The following is a 20118-nucleotide window of genomic DNA, read 5'->3' on the forward strand; positions in this document are numbered from 1 at the left end:
TTTCGGGGTTCGAAGCGATGCGGATTTCCACTGCGCAGTTCTACCAGATGAACGTCGCCCAGATGAGCGACCAGCAGGCGCAGCTCTCGCAGCTGTACCAGCAGATCTCGAGCGGCGTGAGCCTCGCGACGCCGGCCGACAACCCGCTCGGCGCGGCGCAGGCCGTGCAGCTGTCGATGACGTCGGCGACGCTGTCGCAGTACGCGGCGAACCAGAACGCCGCGCTGTCGTCGCTGCAGAAGGAAGACCAGACGCTCATCAGCGTCAACAACCTGCTGAACAGCATCCACACGGTCGTGATCCAGGCCGGCGACGGTTCGCTGTCGGACAGCGATCGTTCGGCACTGTCGACGCAGCTGCAGGGCTATCGCGACCAGCTGCTGACGCTCGCGAACTCGACGGACGGCGCGGGCAACTACCTGTTCGCCGGCTTCAAGACGGCCACCGCGCCGTTCTCGAACGCGCCGGGCGGCGGCGTGACCTACAGCGGCGACACCGGCTCGCGCGAGGTGCAGATCGCCGACACGCGCTCGATCGCGCAGGGCGACAACGGCGCGAACGTGTTCCTGTCGGTGCCGATGCTCGGCAGCCAGCCGGTGCCGCTCGCCGGCACCGGCAACACCGGCACCGGCACGATCGGCGGCGTGACGATCACGAGCCCGTCGGCCGCGTCCAACGCGCACCAGTTCACGATCGCGTTCGGCGGCACGGCCGCCGCGCCGACCTACACGGTGACCGACAACACCGTCGTGCCGCCGACCACGACCCCCGCGCAACCGTATTCGGACGGCGCCGGGATCGCGCTCGGCAATGGCCTGTCGGTGCCCGTGTCGGGCAAGCCGGCGCCGGGCGACACGTTCACGGTCACGCCCGCGCCGCAGGCCGGCACCGACGTGTTCGCGGCGCTCGACACGATGATCGCCGCGCTGAAGGTGCCGATCAGCAGCAACACGACCGCCGCGACCGCGCTCGCGAACGCGATGACCACCGGCACGACGAAGCTGAACAACATGATGACGAACGTGCTCACGGTACAGGCGTCGGTCGGCGGCCGCGAGCAGGAAATCAAGGCGATGCAGGCCGTGAACCAGACCAACACGCTGCAGGTCAGCAGCAACCTGGCCGACCTGACGAGCACCAACATGGTCGCGACGATCAGCCAGTTCCTGCAGATGCAGAACGCGCTGACGGGCTCGCAGAAGGCTTACGCGCAGTTGCAGAACCTGTCGCTGTTCCAGTACATCAACCCCTGATGCACGACGTGCCGGCCGCGATGTGAGCGCACGCTTACTTCACGGCCGGCGCGCGCTGCCGCACGCGCATCGTGCGCGGGCGGGCACGTCGCCGGCCCGCGCGGTCGCGCACCGGTTCTCTCGCGCGGCCTGCCACCCGGCACCTCGCTGTTCCGCCTGCCGACGCCGCGTACCGGTTCGCTTGCCAGCCCCATTTCCGCTCCGTAAACTCGCGCCAGATTCCAGACCGGCGCATCCCTGGCAGCCGGCGACCGACGACCGACAGGAGCGCTTTCCCCATGTCCGATTCCTATTTCCCGCGCTGGCGGGTCCAGCCGACCGGCGCGAGCTCGCGCGTGGTCGGTCCCGACGAGCGCCTCCCGTGGCCGCAGATGGTCGCGATGGGCGTGCAGCACGTCGTCGCGATGTTCGGCTCGACCGTGCTCGCGCCGCTGCTGATGGGCTTCGACCCGAACCTGTGCATCTTCATGTCGGGCATCGGCACGCTGCTGTTCTTCGTGCTGGTCGGCGGCCGCGTGCCGAGCTATCTCGGCTCGAGCTTCGCGTTCATCGGCCTCGTGATCGCGGTGACGGGCTACGGCGGCAGCGGCCCGAACCCGAACATTCCGGTCGCGCTCGGCGGGATCGTCGCGTGCGGCGTCGTGTACGTCGCGCTCGGCGCGCTGGTGCAGGCGATCGGCACGCGCTGGATCGAGACGCTGATGCCGCCCGTCGTGACCGGCGCGGTGGTCGCGGTGATCGGGCTGAACCTCGCGCCGATCGCGGTCAAGGGCGTGTCGGGCTCCACCTTCGAATCGGTGATGGCGCTCGTCACGGTGCTGTGCGTCGGCGGCGTCGCGGTGTTCGCGCGCGGAATGATGCAGCGCCTGCTGATCCTGGTCGGGCTCGTGATCGCGTACGTGATCTACGCGATCGCGACCAACGGGATGGGCCTCGGCAAGCCGATCGATTTCGCGATCGTCGCGCATGCGGCGTGGTTCGGCGTGCCGAGCTTCCGCGCGCCGGTGTTCGATCCGCACGCGATGCTGATGCTCGCGCCGATCGCGGTGATCCTGGTCGCGGAGAACCTCGGCCACATCAAGGCCGTCAGCGCGATGACGGGCACCAACCTCGACCGCTACGTCGGCCGGGCGTTCATCGGCGACGGGCTCGCGACGATCGTGTCGGGCAGCGTCGGCGGCACGGGCGTCACCACCTACGCGGAGAACATCGGCGTGATGGCCGTCACGCGGATCTATTCGACGCTGGTGTTCGCGCTCGCCGCGCTGATCGCGATCGGCCTCGGCTTCTCGCCGAAGTTCGGCGCGGTGATCCAGACGATCCCGGGCCCCGTGCTCGGCGGCGTGTCGATCGTGGTGTTCGGGCTGATCGCGGTGACGGGCGCGCGGATCTGGGTTGTCAACAAGGTCGACTTCTCCGACAACCGCAACCTGATCGTCGCTGCCGTCACGCTCGTGCTCGGCGCCGGCGACTTCTCGCTGAAGATCGGCGGCTTCGGGCTCGGCGGGATCGGCACCGCGACGTTCGGCGCGATCATCCTGTACGCGATCCTGCGCAAGGAAAAGGAACCGGGCCCGGTGGTCTGATTCGGGCGCGGGCGGTGCCATGCCGCCCGCCGTCGTCCTGTCGATCCCGGCGGCGCGTGCGCGTTATGCGCCGGTATTCGACTGTCCCTGCAGCCACCCGCAGAACTGCGCGACGAGCGGATCGTCGGCCGGCGCGCCCGGCGCGATCCACCAGTAGCTGCGCGTCGCGATGCGCGGCCCGTCGAGCGGCATCACCAGGCGCCCGCTCGCGAGCTCGTCGTCGATCAGCGGCAACGGGCCGAGCGCGACGCCGAGCCCGTCGACGGCCGCCTGCAGCGCCAGGTAGAAGTGGTCGAACGACTGCCGCTTGCGGCCCTTCATCGCGACGCCGGCCGCCGCGAACCAGTCGCGCCAGCCTTCCGGCCGCGTATCCGAATGCAGCAGCACGTGCCGCGCGAGATCGTCCGCGCGCGTGATCGGCGCGCGCTTGAGCAGCGCCGGGCTGCACACCGGAATCACGCTTTCGTCGAGGAAGTGGCCGCTCGTGCAGTTCGGCCAGTGGCCGGGGCCGCGGCGGATCGCGACGTCGAAGCCGTTCAGCGCGTCGAGCGGCGCGTTCGACGTCGACAGCTTCAGCTCGACGTTCGGCACGTCGCGCTGGAACCGCGACAGGCGCGGCAGCAGCCATTTCATCGCGAAGGTCGGCAGCGCGTTGATGCGCAGCACGCGCGCCGCGCCGGTGTGGCGCAACTGCTCGGTGGCGAGCGCGATGCTGTCGAACGCCGCGCGCACGGTGTCCAGGTAGCGGCGGCCTTCGTCGGTGAGCTTCACGCGCTTGCCGTAGCGGTGGAACACCGGCTTGCCGAGCCACGCCTCGAACCCGGCGATCTGCCGGCTGATGGCACCGTGAGTCACATGCAGCTCGTCGCCGGCGGCGCTGAAGCTTTCATGTCGTGCCGCGGCTTCAAAGGCCCGAAGCGCGGAAAAGGGCGGGAGATCGCGTGCCATGCTTGTGATTCTAGATCACAAGGGCGCGCCGATAAAATCGTTTTGCCGGCATCCTGAACGGCGGTAACCTCGCTTCACCGTTTGATGAGGAGCCCCATGCAATCCGCTTCGCCGCCCGCCCCCCCGCCGTCCGGCGCGCCGCCCCGCAGCGTCGGCCTCGCCGAGCTGTTCACCGGTTTCCTGTCGCTCGGCCTGATGTCGTTCGGCGGCGCATTGCCGTTCGCGCGGCGCACCATCGTCGACGAGCGCAAATGGCTCTCCGCCGACGAATTCACCGATCTGCTCGGCCTGTGCCAGTTCCTGCCGGGCGGCAACGTGATCAACCTGTCGGTCGCCGTCGGCATGCGCTTTCGCGGCGTCGCCGGCGCATTCGCCGGCATTCTCGGGCTGATCGCCGGCCCGACGCTGGTCGTCGTCGCGCTCGGCGTGCTGTACGCGAAGACGCAGAACGATCCGCACGTGCAGCACCTGTTCGCGGGGCTCGCGGCGGCGGCGGCCGGCCTGCTCGTCGCGATGGCGATCAAGGTCGCGAAGCCGCTGCTTTGGGCGCCGCGCGCGGCGGCTGCGATCGCCGTGTTCGCGTTCGTCGCGATCGCGGTGCTGCGCGTTCCGCTGCTGACCACGATGCTCGTGCTGACGCCCGTCAGCGTATGGCTCGCGTCGCGCCGCCGCGACGCGGGCACGCCGCGGCCGGCGCCGGCTGCCGCGCATCGCGCGCACGGTACGTCCGACACGCAACAGGAGCGCCGGCCATGAGCGATACGCTGATCGCCATCGCGACGATCTTCAGCCAGTTGTCGCTGCTCGCGTTCGGCGGCGGCAACACGATCCTGCCGGAGATGCAGCGGCAGGTCGTCGACGTGCATCACTGGATGAGCGCGCACGAGTTCACCGCGCTGTTCGCGCTGGCCCAGGCGGCGCCGGGGCCGAACATGATGATCGTGTCGCTGGTCGGCTGGCACGTGGCCGGCTGGGCCGGGCTGCTCGTCGCGTCGCTCGCGAAATTCGGGCCGTCGTCGATCGTCACCGTGCTCGCGCTGCATGCGTGGGAGCGTTTTCGCGACCGGCCGTGGCGGCGCTACGTGCAGCAGGGAATGATGCCGGTGACGGCGGGGCTCGTCGCGGCGAGCGCGGTGCTGATTTCCGAGGCGTCGAACCGCACCGCGATCCAGTGGGGCATCACGGCCGCGTGCGCGGTGCTGGCGTGGCGCACGCGCATCCACCCGCTGTGGCTGCTCGCGGGCGGCGCGCTGATCGGGCTCACGGGCATCGGGCAATGAGCGGTCCGTCGTGCCGCCCGCCGTTGCCCGCGGCGGCGGTTGCAGGTTACCGCGATGCCGGCAGGTCGCCGTTCACGAGGCCGAGCAGCCGGCCGCGCTCGCCGCCGACGTCGTCCGTCGGGGCCGGCCAGTCGACCACGAACCCCGCGTCGAGCGCATCGCGCATGATCGCGCCGTAGTCGGCCTTCGCGAGCCGGCCGCCGCGCAACGCGTCCGCCACCTCGTGCTTGAGCGTCGGCGTGAACGACGGATAGGCGGCCACCAGCGCCGCGTACTGGCGCGCATCGATCTCGTCCGATTCGCGGTTGAACGCCCAGACGGCCACCAGCACGATCGCCGCGAACGGGATGACCGTGTAGCGCAGGAAGAACTTCGCGAGTGTCATTCGAAGGCCCGGTGAAGAACGGCGGGGCGGCGCGCTTGGCCGCGGCCGGTGGCGGCCGGCCGGTATACTCGGCCGGTCTTGCGGCGGTGAAACCCGCGCGTTGGACCTGTGCCGGCCGGCTGCGATGTGCGGCGCTCGGCCGTCCCCCGACGACGGACATTATATTGGCGCGCGGCAGGCGGCGAAGCCCGGCCGCGCAGTGCCGGCGGTGCCCCGCGCGTGCCGGCACGACTGACCAGCGCACCGCCCGCCGCGCGCGGCCGGGCGGCGCGCACCACGGAGGATCGATGGATCTCGACGGCGCCAGCCGCAATCTCACTGTCGCCGCGTTGCTGACGCTGTCCGGCGGCTATCTCGACGCGTACACGTACGTCGGCCACGGCCACGTGTTCGCGAACACGATGACCGGCAACGTCGCGCTGCTCGGCATCAACCTGTCGGCCGGCGAATGGGCCGCCGCGCTGCACCACGTGCCGCCGCTCGGCGGCTTCGTGCTCGCGGTGTTCGTCGCGCACCTGCTGGGCCTCGCCGCGCAGCGCGGCTGGATGCGGCATACGGCGTTCGTGAGCCTGATCGTCGAGATCGCGTTTCTCGGCGTCGCCGCGAGCGGCCTCGTCGGCGCGTCGAGCGCGTGGCTGATTCCGGGCATCTCGTTCGTCGCGACGCTGCAGACGCTGTCGTTCACCCATCTCGAGGCACTGTCGTACACGTCGGTGATGACGACCGGCAACCTGCGGCGCGCCGCGCAGAAACTGTTCGTCGGGCTGATTCCACGCTACGACGTGGGCGCGCTGCACGACTCGGCGCTGCTCGCGACGATCAGTTTCTGCTTCCTGGCGGGCGCGGTGGTCGGCGGCCTCGTGACGCGGCTGGTGCCGGACGTCGCGCTGTGGGGCGCCGTGCTGCTGCTCGTCGGCGCGTTCGCGGAGATCGTGCGACGGGCCAGGCGTCGCGCGGGGAACGGCGGTGCGGGCGGCGAGGGCGGCAGCGGCGACGCGGGCAGCGGCAGCGACGGCGCGGCGCAAACCGCCTGACGGCACTCAGCCCGCCCGCAGCCCGCGGTAGCCGATCGCAACGATCGCCCCGACTGTTTCGCCCGATCCGCGCTACCGCGCCGCACCCTCGCCGGACCTTGCGGCGCCATGTGCGCTCGCCGGCGCCGTCGCACCGCGCCCTGCCGCCGCGCGAGCCAGGCCCGGCGCGGGAAACGTTGTTCCCGGACGACAATCGCGCGATTACCGCGTATTTCAATTTCTTTCAGCGTTCGCACTCGTCATATGATTCAGCCCACATCGTGCGCGCCATGAACGCGTGCGATCGCCACCCGGCTGCGCACGCGGCCGGCCATGAATGGAGACACCTACAAAAAGGAAAGCTCATGAAGCAGACCACCCGACTCGCAGCCATCGCAGGGGGCGCCGCGCTCGCATTCGCCAGCCAGTACGCGGCCGCACAAAGCTCGGTCACGCTCTGGGGCGTCGCCGACGCCAGCATCCGTTACCTGACCAACGCCAACGCCAAGAACGACGGCCTGCTGTCGATGAGCAACGGCGCGATCACCAACAGCCGCTTCGGCATCTACGGCACGGAAGACCTCGGCGGCGGCCTGAAGGCCGTGTTCAACCTCGAGAGCGGCGTGAACCTGCAGAACGGCGCATTCGCCGACAGCGGCCGCCTGTTCAACCGCGCGGCGTACGTCGGCCTGCAGAGCCCGTACGGCACGGTGACCCTCGGCCGCCAGAAGACGCCGCTGTTCGACCTGCTGTCGGATACGTACGATCCGCTCACCGTCGGCAACTACCTCGAAAACGCGTGGCTGCCGGTCGCCCTCGGCGGCGGCCTGTATGCGGACAACCAGATCAAGTACACGGGCAAGTTCGAGGGCCTGACGGCGAAGGCGATGTACTCGACCGGCACCAACTACGAATCGACCGGCGCCGGCGGCTTCTCGGGCCAGATTCCGGGTTCGCTCGGCAAGGGCAATGCGTGGGGCGTGTCGCTGTCGTACGTGATGGGTCCGCTCAGCATCGCGGCCGGCGCGCAGCAGAACAGCGACAACTCGGCGCGCAAGCAGACGATCTACCACGCGAACATCGTGTACGCGTTCAGCAAGGCGAAGATCTACGCGGGCTACCTGCGTTCGAAGGACGACACGGGCTTCGTCGACAGCCTGCTCGCGCAGCAGACGATTCCGGTCGCGAAGGGCACGGGCCGCATCGACGACGGTCCGTTCGCGGGTGTGAGCTGGCAGGTCAGCGCGCCGCTGACGCTGACGGGCGCGTTCTACTACGACCACATGCGCAACGCGATGACCACGAACGGCACGCTCGCGAGCGGCAACCGCTACGCGGTCGTCGGCATCGCCGAGTACGCGCTGAGCAAGCGCACCGAAATCTACGGCACCGTCGACTTCAACAAGACGACCGGCGCGGCGAACGTCGAGCTGCCTGGCCGCAGCAACCAGACGGGCATCGCGATCGGCCTGCGCAATATCTTCTGACGAACGTCGGAACGCATGCGCCGGCTTCGTCCGGCGCACATCGAAGAGGCTCCGCGAGGAGCCTCTTTTTTTTCGTCACGCGACCTTCATACGCGCGCACGACTATTCGGCGGGCGCTCCATTGCGGAAGTCCCGCGCCGTAAGCGATCCGTCGGCAATCCAGAACATACTTTTACAGTGCGCGCGCAGGCTTTCCGCTACGCTGCGTGCAACGCTCGTGGCATGCCGTCAGGCGTGCGCGTGCGTCGTTCCGGTGGCGCTCCGCGAGCGCGGCCGGCCTGATGCGTAACTTGTGTATCCGGCGATGACAAACACGGTCCGCCGGTTTCTTTCGTGGGACGATGCGCTCACGATTTTCTTGAAAGGGGATGACGATGGGTATCCTGAACGTCGTGGGTGAAATCGCCGGCGCAGTCGCCGCCGTCGAAGGCGCGGAAAAGCTGGATCCGGATGCGGGCCTCTTGACCAAGGCGGCCGCGGCCGTCGCGGGTTTCAAGGGTGCCGAGGCGATCGAAGGCATGCTCGAGAAGAAGGACGAGCAGCCGCAGCAGGCGGACGATACGCAGGCGACGGACGGCAGCGACACGTCGCAGGCATGAGCATGGCGGCCGGTCGGCCGCGGGCGCGCCCTTCGCGCGCCAGGGCCGGCCGGTGCCGCGCAATCGGCAGGTCGGGCATGCGGTCGATCGGTGACGCATGGCACAACCGCCAGCCGGTTTGACCGGCGAGAGGCCTCGTCTCTCGCCGTTTTTTATGGGGCGCGCGGCACGCACCACGCGCCGCACGAATCCCCGAATCTTGCTATCGTCCCTCCATCCGAACTGCGATGAGGGAATGCGATGGATTTCGACTACGACCTGTTCGTCATCGGCGCCGGCTCGGGCGGCGTGAGGCTCGCACGCATGGCGGCGTCCTACGGCGCACGCGTCGGCATAGCGGAAGAAGAGCAGATCGGCGGCACCTGCGTGCTGCGCGGCTGCATCCCGAAGAAACTGCTGGTCTATGCGTCGCACTATCCGCACGAGGTCGACGACGCGAAGGGCTTCGGCTGGACCTTCGGCGCCGGCACGCTCGACTGGTCCGCGCTGATCGCCGCGAAGGATCGCGAGATCAACCGGCTGAGCGACATCTACATCAACCTGCTGCGGCAGTCGGGCGTCGACATGCACGCCGGCCGCGCGACGCTCGTCGATGCGCACACGGTCGCGATCGGCACGCGCACGATCCGCGCGCGCCACCTCGCGATCGCGACCGGCTCGCGGCCGTCGCTGCCGCCGCGGCCCGGCATCGAGCACGCGATCACGTCGCGCGAGGCGCTGTCGCTCGCGGCGCTGCCCAAACGCATCGCGGTGGTCGGCGGCGGCTATATCGCGGTCGAGTTCGCGGGCATCTTCAACGGTTTCGGCAGCCACGTCGACGTGTTCTATCGCGGCGAAAAAATCCTGCGCGGCTTCGACGACGACGTGCGCCAGTTCCTGACCGACGAGATGACGAAGCAGGGCGTCACGATTCACGCGCGCGCGGTGATCGAATCGATCGAACGCGCGGACGACGGCGCACTGTTCGTGCGCGTCGGCGACGCGCGGCACGGGCCGTACGATCAGGTGCTCTATGCGACGGGGCGCGTGCCGAACGTCGACGGAATCGGGCTCGAGCAGGCGGGCATCCTGCTCGATGCACGCGGCGCGATTGCCGTCGATGCGTATTCGGCGACGTCGGTGCCGTCGATCCACGCGATCGGCGACGTCACGTCGCGGCCGCAGCTCACGCCGGTCGCGACGCGCGACGGCGCGCTGCTCGCGCGCACGCTGTTCGGCGGGTCGCGCGTGGCGGTCGATCACGCGTACGTGCCGTCGGCCGTGTTCAGCCAGCCGGAGGTCGCGACGGTCGGCCTGACCGAAGCCGATGCGCGGCACGCGCACGGCGACGTCGACATCTACCGCACGTCGTTCAAGGCGTTGCGCCACACGCTGTCGGGCCGCGACGAGCGCACGCTGATGAAGCTCGTCGTCGCGCGCGACAGCCAGCGCGTGGTCGGCGCGCACATGGTCGGTCGCGATGCGGGCGAGATCATCCAGGGCATCGCGATCGCGATTCGCGCGGGCGCGACGAAGGCGCAGTTCGACGACACGATCGGCATTCATCCGACCGCGGCCGAGGAGTTCGTGACGATGCGGCAGAAGGTGGCCGATTAGCAGAATGGCACGCGCGTGTGCATCGCTGCACGCGCGTGTGCGGCCGGAATGCCGAACGGCGTATTTTAGAGATATCCATCGTTCGGATCGACGGTATGAATTAACGCGTGTCGATATCGGCGGATCGACCGTTAATCCGCCGATATCGACACGGAAGACCGGCGAGTATCGAACGCATGTCGCGCGAGCCCTTGTCCGCAGGGCTTTGCGCGCGAATGGGTCGCCGAATAAAAATAAGCGTGAAAATCGTCAATTATTATCAAGATAAGCCGTCTTGATAAACAGGCTTGATATGATCGCGAAAAATCATATACGGGGCCGACCATGCGCGATCAACAGCGTAGTAGTCAGAATAACGGAATCATCCGTGCGCGCGATGCAGGCGCGTATCGCATTATCAATCCGCTTTTCGCCGTGACGCATCCGTTGCGCGCGCTCCTCCATGACTTGCAGCGATCGCCGAATCGGCGATGAACGCGTGCGTGTGCCCCGCGCAGTGCCATCTTTTCCAGCAAGGAGACCCGCAGTGAACATTCAGACACGACGCACCGTCCTCGTGGCGGCCGCGGTCGTCGCGGCGCTGTCCGGCTGCGCGACCGAATCGTCGCGCACGCTCGACGTGCCGGCCGTCAGCAGCGCGCAGAAGCCGTACGCGGGCAAGCCCGTCGCGATCGCCGTCGGCAAGTTCGACAACCGCTCGAGCTACATGCGCGGCATCTTCTCCGACGGCATCGACCGCCTCGGCGGACAGGCGAAGACGATCCTCGTCACGCGCCTGCAGCAGAGCCGCCGCTTCAACGTGCTCGATCGCGAGAATCTCGACGAGATCAGGCAGGAAGCGGGCTTCATGAAGAAGGCGCAGGCCGTGAAGGGCGCGAACTACGTGGTGACCGGCGACGTGACCGAGTTCGGCCGCAAGGACGTCGGCGATCATCAGCTGTTCGGCATTCTCGGCCGCGGCAAGACGCAGGTCGCGTATGCGAAGGTCAACCTGAACATCGTCGACACGACGACGTCGGAAGTCGTCGCATCGAGCCAGGGCGCGGGCGAGTTCAGCCTGTCGAACCGCGAGGTGATCGGCTTCGGCGGCACCGCCGGCTACGACTCGACGCTCAACGGCAAGGTGCTGGACCTCGCGATCCAGGAAGCCGTGAACCATCTCGTCGACCAGGTCGACGCCGGCGTGCTGAAGGCCGCGCAGTAAGTGCCGCGCGCGATACGGCGCGCACGCATCATTTCACCAACCAGAAGAGACAAGACCATGAAACGGGGAATCTGGCTGCCGGCGACGGCGGCCGCCTTGCTGCTCGCGGGCTGCGCGGCGCCGACCACGCCGCCGCTGTATCAGTGGACCGGCTATCAGCCGCAGGTGTACGAATACTTCAAGGGGCAGCAAGCGCCGCAGCAGCAGATCGATGCGCTCGAAAAAGCGCTGCAGGAGATCCGCGCGAAGGGCCATACGCCGCCGCCGGGTTTCCATGCGCATCTCGGGATGCTGTATGCGAGCGTCGGCAACGAGCAGCAGGCCGAGCAGGAACTGCAGGCCGAGAAGCAGCTGTTCCCGGAATCCGCGTCGTATATGGATTTCCTGATGAAGAAGAAGGCCGGTGCGTCGAAAGCCGCGAATCCGGCGGCCGCCGGCCAGACCGTTGCCGATCGGAAGAATGCCGATTCGAATCCTGCCAAACAGTGACACGCCCGCCATGTTCAAGACACTTTCATTCAAGCTGCTGTTCGCGCTGTCGATCGCCGCGCTGCTGAGCGCGTGCGCGCAGCCGGTGCAACGTCCCGACTACACGGCGTTCAAGAAGAGCCAGCCGCGCTCGATCCTCGTGCTGCCGCCGGTCAATGAAACCACCGACGTCGGCGCGACTTACGGCGTGCTGTCGCAAATGACGCTGCCGCTCGCCGAGTCGGGCTACTACGTGGTGCCCGTCGCGGTGATGGACGAGACATTCAAGCAGAACGGCCTGACGAATGCGACCGACATCCAGGCTACGTCGCCGGCGAAGCTGCGCGAGATCTTCGGCGCGGACGCCGTGCTGTATTCGAAGGTCACGCAATACGGCTCCGTCTACCAGCTGGTCGACAGCACGACGACCGTTGCCGCGTCGGCGAAGCTCGTCGACCTGAAGAGCGGCGACGTGCTGTGGCAGGGCGAGGGACGCGCGACCGGCAAGGAAGTCGGCAACAACATGAGCGTCAATGCGTTCGGGATCGTCGGGGCGCTCGTGCAGGCAGCCGTCAAGCAGGTCGCGCATTCGCTGACCGACGAAGCGCATGACGTGGCCGGGCTGACGAGCACGCGGCTGTTGTCGGCGGGCCCGCCGAACGGGCTGCTGTACGGGCCGCGCTCGCCGAAGTACGGTACCGACTGACGCGCGGCGGCTTCTCCCCAATCCTGCCGCCGGACCGAATGGCCGCTCGAACGAGCGGCCGTTCTGCTTTTGCGCGGTGACGCTGCGCGCGCTCAATGCACGCCGAACGCATCCAGCAGCCGATACCAGCTCATCGCGAGCACCAGCGCCGGCGTGCGCAGCGCCGCGCCGCCGGGGAAGTCGCGATGCCGGATCTTGTCGAACAGGTCGAAGCGGCTCGCCTGTCCGTCGATCGCCTCGGCGATCAGCTTGCCCGCGAGCGCGGTCGTGTTCACGCCGTGCCCCGAGAACCCCTGCGCGAAGTACGTGGTCGGCGTGATGCGGCCGAAGTGCGGCGCGCGGTTCATCGTGATGTCGACGAAACCGCCCCACGCGTAGTCGACCTTCACGTCCGCGAGCTGCGGGAACGTCTTCAGCATGTCGGCGCGCATCGCCGCCGCGAGATCGCGCGGCGCGCGCGTCGAATAGCTGACCTTGCCGCCCCACACGAGCCGCGTGTCGGGCGCCGGCCGGAAGTAGTCGAGCACGAAGCGGCTGTCGCAGATCGCCGCGCGGGCAGGCATCAGCGCGGCGGCGCGCGCTTCGCCGAGCGGCTCGGTCGCGATCACGTAGGTGCCGACCGGCATGATCTTCCTCGACAGCGCGGGTGCGAGCGTGCCGACGTAGGTATTGCAGGCGAGCACGACGAAGCGCGTACGCACGTTGCCGCCGCCCGTCTCGACGACGTGGCCGCCGGCCACGTCGCGCACGCGTGTCACGCAGCTGTCCTCGTGGATGCGCACGCCCGCGTCGGTGGCTGCCCGCGCGAGGCCGAGCGTGTAGTTGAGCGGATGGAGATGGCCGCTATCGGGGTCGTACAGGCCGCCGCAATAGCGGGCCGACTGCACGTAGTCGCCGAGTTCGTCGGCTTCGACGAAGTGGAAGCGGTCGTAGCCGAAGCGCTTCGCGGCTTCGTCGCGCCAGCGTTTCAGCGCATCCGCGTCGCGCTCGGTGTTGGCTGCGGTCAGATAGCCGGGCACCAGCGCGCAGTCGATGTCGTGCCGCGCGATGCGCGACTTCACGAGCGACAGCGTCTCGAGCCCCATGTCCCAGATGCGCTTCACGTCGCCTTCCGGCATGAACTGCGCGAACGTGTCGATGTCGCACGCGAAGCCGCCGATCAACTGGCCGCCATTGCGGCCGCTCGCCGCCCATCCGACCCGCGACGCTTCGAGCACGGTCACCGAATGGCCGCGCTCGGCGAGATTGAGCGCGGCGGACAGGCCCGTGAGGCCCGCGCCGATCACGCACACGTCGGCGTCGATCGTGCCGGCGAGCGGCGCGTGGCGGGTCGTATCGTTGGCGGTCGCCGCGTAGTACGACGCGACGTGCGGCTGGTTGGCGAATGTCTGCATGATCAGGAAAGCGGAGTGAAAGGGCTCAGAACAGCTCGCGTACGCGGTGGTACAGCATCCCGAGTTCGAGCGCGGGTTGTCGCCATGCATCGCCGCCGGGAAAGCGCCGGTGACGCAGGCGGGCGAACAGGTCGAACGCGTGCGTGTCGCCCGCGATCGCGCCGGCGACCGTGCGTCCGGCGATGCCGGTGAGCGCGACGCCGTGGCCGCTGAAGCCCTGGACGTAGAAGAAGTTCGGATCGATCGCGCCGAAATCCGGCGCGCGGTTGCGCGTGACGTCGACGAAGCCGCCCCACGCGTGGTCGACGCGCACGTCGCCGAGCTGCGGAAACACGCCGACCATGCGTTGCCGGATCGCTTCGGCGAGCGCCGCGGGCGATGCGCCGGCCGAATTCGCCCGGCCGCCGAACAGCATCCGGTGGTCGGCCGACAGCCGGAAATAGTCGAGGAAGAAGTTGTTGTCGCACACGGCTTCGCGCCGGGCGATCAGTGCATCGGCGCGCGCCCGGCCGAGCGGCTCGGTCGCGATGATGTACGACGCGATCGGCGCGATGCGCGCGGCGGTCGCGGCCGGCAGCACGCCGCCGGGCCCGGCGTTGCAGCACGACACGACGAAGCGGCAGCGCACTTCGCCCGACGGCGTGCGCACGACGGGCCGGGCGCCGCGCACGACGTCGAGCGCCGGCGTGTGCGCGTACAGCGCGACGCCTTCGCGGCGTGCGGCATCGGCAAGGCCGAGGCAGTACTTGAGCGGATGCAGATGGCCCGACAGCGGATCGTGCACGCCGGCCAGATAGCGCGTCGATGCAATGCGCGCGTGGATCTCGCCGGTATCGAGCCAGGCGAGCGACGGATGGCCCCAGCGCGACGTCGCGGCGTTCATCCACGCACGCAGGTCGTCGATGCGGCGCGGCTTCGTCGCGACCGTCAGGTAGCCGCGCGTGAAGTCGCAGTCGATCCCGTAGCGCGCGATGCGCTCGGCGATCAGCGCGACGCCGTCGAGCGACAGCGACCACGCGGCGCGCGCGCCGTCGGCGCCGAGCTGCTGCTCGATCACCTCGTCTTTCGCGAAACCGGTGATCGCCTGGCCGCCGTTGCGGCCCGACGCGCCCCAGCCGGGCCGCTGCGCATCGATCACGGCGACCGACAGCCCGCGCGCGCGGCAGTCGAGCGCCGTCGACAGGCCGGCGAAGCCGGCGCCGATCACGCAGACGTCGACGTCGATCGCCGCGTCGAGCATCGGATCGTCCGCCACGGGCCGCGTGGCCGTGGCTTCGTAGTACGAGTCGCGCGCGAGCGCATCGGCGCGGCGGGTGAAAGACTGCGTCATGAAACCGACTCCCTCGACAAGGCTGCAACGGCGCGCAGCCACCCGGAAAACGGCGCGGGACGCCGTGCGTGCGGCACGTCGCCCCGCGCGTGCTGCATCAGAACGAATAGATGAACTGCGTCGCGAGCAGGTCGTTGGACTTGCCGTACGACCCGTCGTTGCGCAGGAACACCTTGTTGTTCGCCCAGTCGTGCCGGTATTCGACCTTCACGGTGATCTGCTGGGTCGGATAGAACAGCAGGTCGAGCGCGACGTCCTGGCGCACCGCGCCCTTGCACTCGAAGCCCAGGCCGCCGCCGGCCTTCGACTGCGCGAGACAGTCCGCGTCGACGCCGAAGCCGTTGCTCGGGTCCATCCCGTTGCCGTTCAGCGCGATGCCGCCGCCGCCGCCGCCGTTCTTCGAGTTCGCGAGCAGGTCGTAGCGCAGCGTCACGCCCATGCGGCCGACCACCGGCGCGTTGAACTTGCGGTGCGCGAGCAGCGACAGCCCGTACCACTGCGCGAGCCCGCCGTTGAACGCCGCATGCTGCTGCCGGCCGTAGTCGACTTCGGCGTTGTACTGCACGTCGGCGAGCGTGTAGGTCGCGTCGAGTTCGCCGAAGAAGAACGAACCGTACGCGCTTGGCGCCGCGGCGCCCGGGCCGTAATGGACGTTGCCCTGATCGTCGACCGCGCTCGCCAGCGTCTGCCGGCCAATGTTGAACGACCCACCGATATCAAGCGCGCTCGACCACGTGTAGTCCGCGCGCGCGGTGAAGGTCGGCACCTTGTTGCTGGTGGTGATCGGGTCGCCGAGCGCATTGGTGCCCGTCTGCGTGACCGAACCGTAGGTGCGGTACTGCTCGTTGCCGAGGAAGAACTTCCACGCCCAGGCGCCCTTCGTGTAGTTCGCGCCGACACCGACGTAGCTGCCCGGATCGGAGAAATCGTACAGCAGGTTGTGCGTGAGGGTGAGCATCTGGTTCGATTGCTGCACTTCGTAGCCGCCGAAGCTCGGGATCAGGCCGGCGACCAGCGTCGTTTCCGCGGTGATCGGCACGTTGATCACCGCCGTGTTCAGCAGGTTGTCGGTGATCGAGCCGCGCGAGTTCTGCAGCAGCGTGATGCCGTTGCCGCGGTTCGGCATCAACGTGATCTCGGCCGACGGCGCCATCGGGCCGACGCCGAAGGTCTTCTTGATGTCGAGGTAGAGATCGCCGAACGTGCTGTTGAAGTAGTTGTACGCGTTCTCGTGGTTCGCGAACAGGAACGACGACGTGCCGGCCGCGCGGTTGTAGATGTAGGTCGGATCGATGTAGCCGGTGACCGACAGGCCGGCGAGCGGGCCGGTATTGGCCGCGTCGGTCAGCGAATCGACCTTCAACTGCTGGTTCGCGATCTGCTGCTTCATCTCGCTGACCTCGTCGTTGGTCAGCGTCGCGCGTGCCTTGCCGTAATCCGGCGAGCCCGGGTCGGCGGCGACCGCGACGGCGTTGCCGCCGCCGGCCATGCCGCCGCTCGCGCCGGACGTCGCGCCCCCCCCTGCGCCGCCCGGCTTCGCGGCGAGCTGCGCCTGCATGGCCTTCATCTGTTTCTGCAGCGCGGCGACCTGCGCCTGCAGCGCCTTGATTTCGGCGGATGTCGAACCGGCCAGCGCGATGCCCGGCAACGCGCCGGCCACCAGCAGGCAGATCAGTTTCTTCTTCATTGCGGATTCTCCTAGTCGTGCGCCTGTCAAATCGGGATCGAATCGCGCGCCCCCCTGGGGCAGCGCGTCTTGCTTGTCTGCAGTGCTTGTTATCGTCGAAGCAGGAGGCCGGCGGTCAGGCCACCGCGAACGCGGCCTTCAGGTCGGCCATCCGGCGTCGTTCGCGCGCGATCATCATCCGGTTCACGACGATCACGCCGATCGTCACGGCCGTGATGAACAGCGTCGCCAGCGCGTTCATCTCCGGGTTCAGCCCCAGCCGCACGCGCGAGAACACCACCAGCGGCAGCGTCGTCGACCCCGGCCCGGACAGGAACGCCGACAGCACCAGATCGTCGATCGACAGCGTGAACGACAGCAGCCACCCCGACAGCAGCGCCTGCGAGATCAGCGGCAGCGTCACCACGAAGAACACCTTCAGCGGCGTCGCGCCCAGGTCGAGCGCGGCCTCCTCGAGCGACTTGTTCATCTCCTTCACGCGCGACTGCACGATGATCGCCACGTACGACACGCACAACATCACGTGGCCGATCCAGATCGTCACCATCCCGCGCCCCTTCGGCCAGCCGAACATCTGCTCGAGCGCGACGAACAGCAACAGCAGCGAAATTCCCTGGATCACCTCCGGAATCACCAGCGGCGCGTTGATCATCCCGGTGTACAGCGTGAAGCCCTTGAAGCGGCCGAAGCGCGCGAGCACGAAGCCGGCCCACGTGCCGATCACGACCGACGCGGTGGCCGTCAGCAGACCGATCTTCAGCGACAGCCACGCGGCGGTCAGCAGCTCGTCGTCGTCGAGCAGCGCCGCGTACCACTTCAGCGAGAAGCCCGACCACACCGTCACGAGCTTCGATTCGTTGAACGAGTACACGATCAGGCTGATGATCGGGATGTAGAGGAACAGGAAGCCGAAGGCGAGAACGCCCGTCGACAGCGGTTTGCTCGGCTTGATCATTTCGCGTCTCCCAGTTCCTTGACCTGGTAGTACTGGAACAGCGCCATCGGCACGAGCAGCAGCATCACCATCGCGACCGTCACCGCGGACGCCATCGGCCAGTCCATGTTGTTGAAGAATTCATCCCACATCACGCGGCCGATCATCAGCGTGTCGGCGCCGCCGAGCAGCTCCGGAATCACGTACTCGCCCACTGCCGGGATGAACACGAGCAGGCTGCCGGCGATGATCCCGTTCTTCGACAGCGGCAGCGTGATGCGCGTGAACGCGACCCACGGTTTCGCGCCGAGGTCGTACGCGGCTTCGAGCAGCGTCAGGTCCATCTTCACGAGGTGCGCGTACAGCGGCATCACCATGAACGGCAGGTACGAATAGACCATCCCGATGTAGACGCCCGCGTCGCTGTGATAGAGCCGCAGCGGCGTGTGAATGATGCCGAGCGCGATCAGCGTGTGGTTCAGCAGGCCGTCGTCCTTCAGGATCCCGATCCATGCGTACACGCGGATCAGGAACGACGTCCAGAACGGCAGCATCACGGCCATCATCAGCACGTTGCGACGGTTCGGCTCCGAGCGCGCGATGTAGTACGCCATCGGGTAACCGATCAGCAGGCACAGCACCGTCGACACGGCGGCCATCTTCAGCGAGCTGAGGTAGGTCGCGATGTACAGGTCGTCCTGCAGCAGGAACGCGTAGTGCGACAGCTGCAGCGCGAAGTGCACGACGCCGTCCTTGATCTCGACGAGCGACGTGTACGGCGGGATGCCCATCACCTGGTCGGCGAAGCTGATCTTCAGCACCAGCACGAACGGCAGCGCGAAGAACACGGCCAGCCACATGAACGGCACGCCGATCGCGACGTTGCGGCCCGACGGCAGGAAGCGCGACAGCACGGAGAAGCGGCTGCGGCGTTGATGAGCCTGGGTGACAGCGGTAGCGCCGGTCGGCACCGGCGCGGAAGGCGTGGAAGCGGAGGTTCTCATCGTGGCGTCCTCACTGCGTCAGCACGACGCCGCTGGCCGGCGACCACGACACGAACACGTCGTCGTTCCACGCGGGCGCGCCGTCGTTCATCAGGTGCGAGCTCGACAGGTTCGACACCACCGTCTTGCCGCTCGGCAAACGCACGTGGTACAGCGAATAGCTGCCCATGTACGCGATGTCGGTGACGACGCCGCGCGCCCAGTTGTGCTTCGAGCCCGGCTTCTCGCGCGACACGTGCACGCGCTCCGGGCGCACCGAGATGCCGACCGGCATCCCGAGCGGGCCGGTCACGCCGTGGCTCACGTACATGCGCGCTTCGAGATCGTCGCTTTCGACGAAGATGTGATCGGGCTCGTCCTCGACGACGCGCCCCTCGAACAGGTTGGTCGAGCCGATGAATTCGGCCGAGAAGCGGCTGTTCGGGTATTCGTAGACTTCGCCGGGCGAGCCGATCTGCACGATCTTGCCTTCGCTCATCACCGCGAGGCGGCTCGCCATCGTCATCGCTTCTTCCTGGTCGTGCGTGACCATCACGCAGGTCACGTCGACCTTCTCGATGATGTTCACCAGTTCGAGCTGGGTCTTCTGGCGGATCTTCTTGTCGAGCGCGGACATCGGCTCGTCGAGCAGCAGCAGCTTCGGGCGCTTCACCAGCGAGCGGGCGAGCGCGACGCGCTGCTGCTGGCCGCCGGACAGCTGATGCGGCTTGCGCTTCGCGTACTTGCTCATCTGCACGAGCGCGAGCGCGTCGGCCACGCGCTCCTTGATCTCGTGCTTCGGCGTGCCTTCCTGCTTCAGGCCGAATGCGACGTTCGATTCGACCGTCATGTGCGGAAACAGCGCATACGACTGGAACATCATGTTGACCGGGCGGCGGTACGGCGGCAGCGACGCGAGGTCCTCGCCGTCGACGAAGATCTTGCCGGAGGTCGCCGTTTCCAGCCCGGCGAGCATGCGCAGCAGCGTGGACTTGCCGCAGCCCGAGCTGCCGAGCAGCGCGAACAGCTCGTTCTTCGCGATCGTCAGGTTCACGTTGTCGACGGCCGTGCTGTCGCCGAATTTCTTCACGACGTTTTCGATGCGCACGAACGCGTCGTTTTGCGTGCGGGGCGCCGTGGCCGGTTGGGTCTGTCGTGCAGCAGCGGAAGAGGGTATCGATTGCATGGGAGTCACCATTCGTTCTTCACGGATTGCAGGCGTGAGCGTCCCCGCGCGAGGCGCGCAACGCGACTCGCGGACGACG

The 20118-nt window shown here is 67.9% G+C and carries 19 protein-coding genes; 11 read left to right on the plus strand and 8 right to left on the minus strand.

Annotation, left to right across the window (positions count from 1 at the left end; all coding sequences use genetic code 11):
* Window positions 1–17 precede the first annotated feature (17 nt).
* The gene (gene flgL / locus H0X91_RS07190; protein ID WP_006495499.1) at window positions 18–1253 is read left to right on the plus strand and encodes a flagellar hook-associated protein FlgL; all 1236 of its coding nucleotides are present in this window, start codon (window positions 18–20) and stop codon (window positions 1251–1253) included.
* A 278-nt stretch (window positions 1254–1531) separates the two neighbouring features.
* Entirely contained in the window at window positions 1532–2839 is a 1308-nt protein-coding gene (locus H0X91_RS07195; RefSeq protein WP_048986142.1) for a solute carrier family 23 protein, read from the plus strand.
* A gap of 63 nt (window positions 2840–2902) precedes the next feature.
* Here the strand turns inward: H0X91_RS07195 and H0X91_RS07200 are convergent, their stop codons facing one another.
* A complete protein-coding gene (locus tag H0X91_RS07200) occupies window positions 2903–3787 on the minus strand; it encodes a transcriptional regulator GcvA (protein WP_062911135.1) in 885 nt (294 codons plus the stop codon).
* A gap of 96 nt (window positions 3788–3883) precedes the next feature.
* Between H0X91_RS07200 and H0X91_RS07205 the strand changes: the two genes are divergently transcribed.
* On the plus strand, window positions 3884–4543 hold the full coding sequence (locus tag H0X91_RS07205; RefSeq protein ID WP_060267913.1) for a chromate transporter: 660 nt from the start codon (window positions 3884–3886) through the stop codon (window positions 4541–4543).
* Window positions 4540–5067, plus strand: coding sequence for a chromate transporter (locus H0X91_RS07210; protein WP_006477572.1), 528 nt, complete (start codon window positions 4540–4542; stop codon window positions 5065–5067). The genes H0X91_RS07205 and H0X91_RS07210 overlap by 4 nt, the downstream gene beginning before the upstream one ends.
* A gap of 46 nt (window positions 5068–5113) precedes the next feature.
* Here H0X91_RS07210 and H0X91_RS07215 read toward each other — a convergent pair whose 3' ends face one another.
* Window positions 5114–5452 (minus strand): hypothetical protein, encoded by a 339-nt coding sequence (locus H0X91_RS07215; protein WP_006483072.1) that lies wholly within the window; start codon window positions 5450–5452, stop codon window positions 5114–5116.
* A 287-nt stretch (window positions 5453–5739) separates the two neighbouring features.
* On the opposite strand from H0X91_RS07215, the gene H0X91_RS07220 reads away from it, so the two are divergent.
* From H0X91_RS07220 to H0X91_RS07250, 7 genes are all read left to right on the plus strand, one after another.
* Entirely contained in the window at window positions 5740–6486 is a 747-nt protein-coding gene (locus H0X91_RS07220) for a YoaK family protein (protein WP_006495495.1), read from the plus strand.
* Between the two features lie 344 nt (window positions 6487–6830).
* Window positions 6831–7952, plus strand: coding sequence for a porin (locus H0X91_RS07225; RefSeq protein ID WP_012492356.1), 1122 nt, complete (start codon window positions 6831–6833; stop codon window positions 7950–7952).
* A gap of 374 nt (window positions 7953–8326) precedes the next feature.
* On the plus strand, window positions 8327–8551 hold the full coding sequence (locus tag H0X91_RS07230; RefSeq protein WP_011546403.1) for a hypothetical protein: 225 nt from the start codon (window positions 8327–8329) through the stop codon (window positions 8549–8551).
* 240 nt (window positions 8552–8791) lie between these two features.
* A complete protein-coding gene (gene gor, locus H0X91_RS07235) occupies window positions 8792–10147 on the plus strand; it encodes a glutathione-disulfide reductase (RefSeq protein ID WP_034201257.1) in 1356 nt (451 codons plus the stop codon).
* A gap of 532 nt (window positions 10148–10679) precedes the next feature.
* Window positions 10680–11351 carry a CsgG/HfaB family protein gene (locus H0X91_RS07240; protein ID WP_185626066.1) on the plus strand — a complete coding sequence of 224 codons (672 nt, stop codon included), beginning with the start codon at window positions 10680–10682 and terminating at the stop codon, window positions 11349–11351.
* A gap of 57 nt (window positions 11352–11408) precedes the next feature.
* Window positions 11409–11840, plus strand: a complete 432-nt coding sequence (locus tag H0X91_RS07245; protein WP_034201258.1) for a DUF4810 domain-containing protein — start codon at window positions 11409–11411, stop codon at window positions 11838–11840.
* 10 nt (window positions 11841–11850) lie between these two features.
* Entirely contained in the window at window positions 11851–12525 is a 675-nt protein-coding gene (locus H0X91_RS07250; RefSeq protein ID WP_006492460.1) for a DUF799 domain-containing protein, read from the plus strand.
* Window positions 12526–12617: 92 nt separating this feature from the next.
* Here the strand turns inward: H0X91_RS07250 and H0X91_RS07255 are convergent, their stop codons facing one another.
* From H0X91_RS07255 to H0X91_RS07280, 6 genes are all read right to left on the minus strand, one after another.
* Complete coding sequence (locus tag H0X91_RS07255) at window positions 12618–13919, minus strand: NAD(P)/FAD-dependent oxidoreductase (RefSeq protein WP_048986148.1); 1302 nt, start codon at window positions 13917–13919, stop codon at window positions 12618–12620.
* Between the two features lie 25 nt (window positions 13920–13944).
* Window positions 13945–15249, minus strand: a complete 1305-nt coding sequence (locus H0X91_RS07260; RefSeq protein WP_196432927.1) for an NAD(P)/FAD-dependent oxidoreductase — start codon at window positions 15247–15249, stop codon at window positions 13945–13947.
* A gap of 97 nt (window positions 15250–15346) precedes the next feature.
* Window positions 15347–16936 (minus strand): DUF3138 family protein, encoded by a 1590-nt coding sequence (locus H0X91_RS07265; RefSeq protein ID WP_034201261.1) that lies wholly within the window; start codon window positions 16934–16936, stop codon window positions 15347–15349.
* 115 nt (window positions 16937–17051) lie between these two features.
* Window positions 17052–17891: an ABC transporter permease subunit gene (locus tag H0X91_RS07270; RefSeq protein ID WP_006485612.1), complete on the minus strand. Its 840-nt coding sequence runs from the start codon at window positions 17889–17891 to the stop codon at window positions 17052–17054.
* Window positions 17888–18874: an ABC transporter permease subunit gene (locus H0X91_RS07275; RefSeq protein ID WP_006495489.1), complete on the minus strand. Its 987-nt coding sequence runs from the start codon at window positions 18872–18874 to the stop codon at window positions 17888–17890. The genes H0X91_RS07270 and H0X91_RS07275 overlap by 4 nt, the downstream gene beginning before the upstream one ends.
* A gap of 10 nt (window positions 18875–18884) precedes the next feature.
* The gene (locus H0X91_RS07280) at window positions 18885–20039 is read right to left on the minus strand and encodes an ABC transporter ATP-binding protein (RefSeq protein WP_006495488.1); all 1155 of its coding nucleotides are present in this window, start codon (window positions 20037–20039) and stop codon (window positions 18885–18887) included.
* Window positions 20040–20118 lie beyond the last annotated feature (79 nt).

It is taken from the genome of Burkholderia sp. 9777_1386 (assembly GCF_015712265.1).
Classification (GTDB): Bacteria; Pseudomonadota; Gammaproteobacteria; order Burkholderiales; family Burkholderiaceae; genus Burkholderia; species Burkholderia cenocepacia.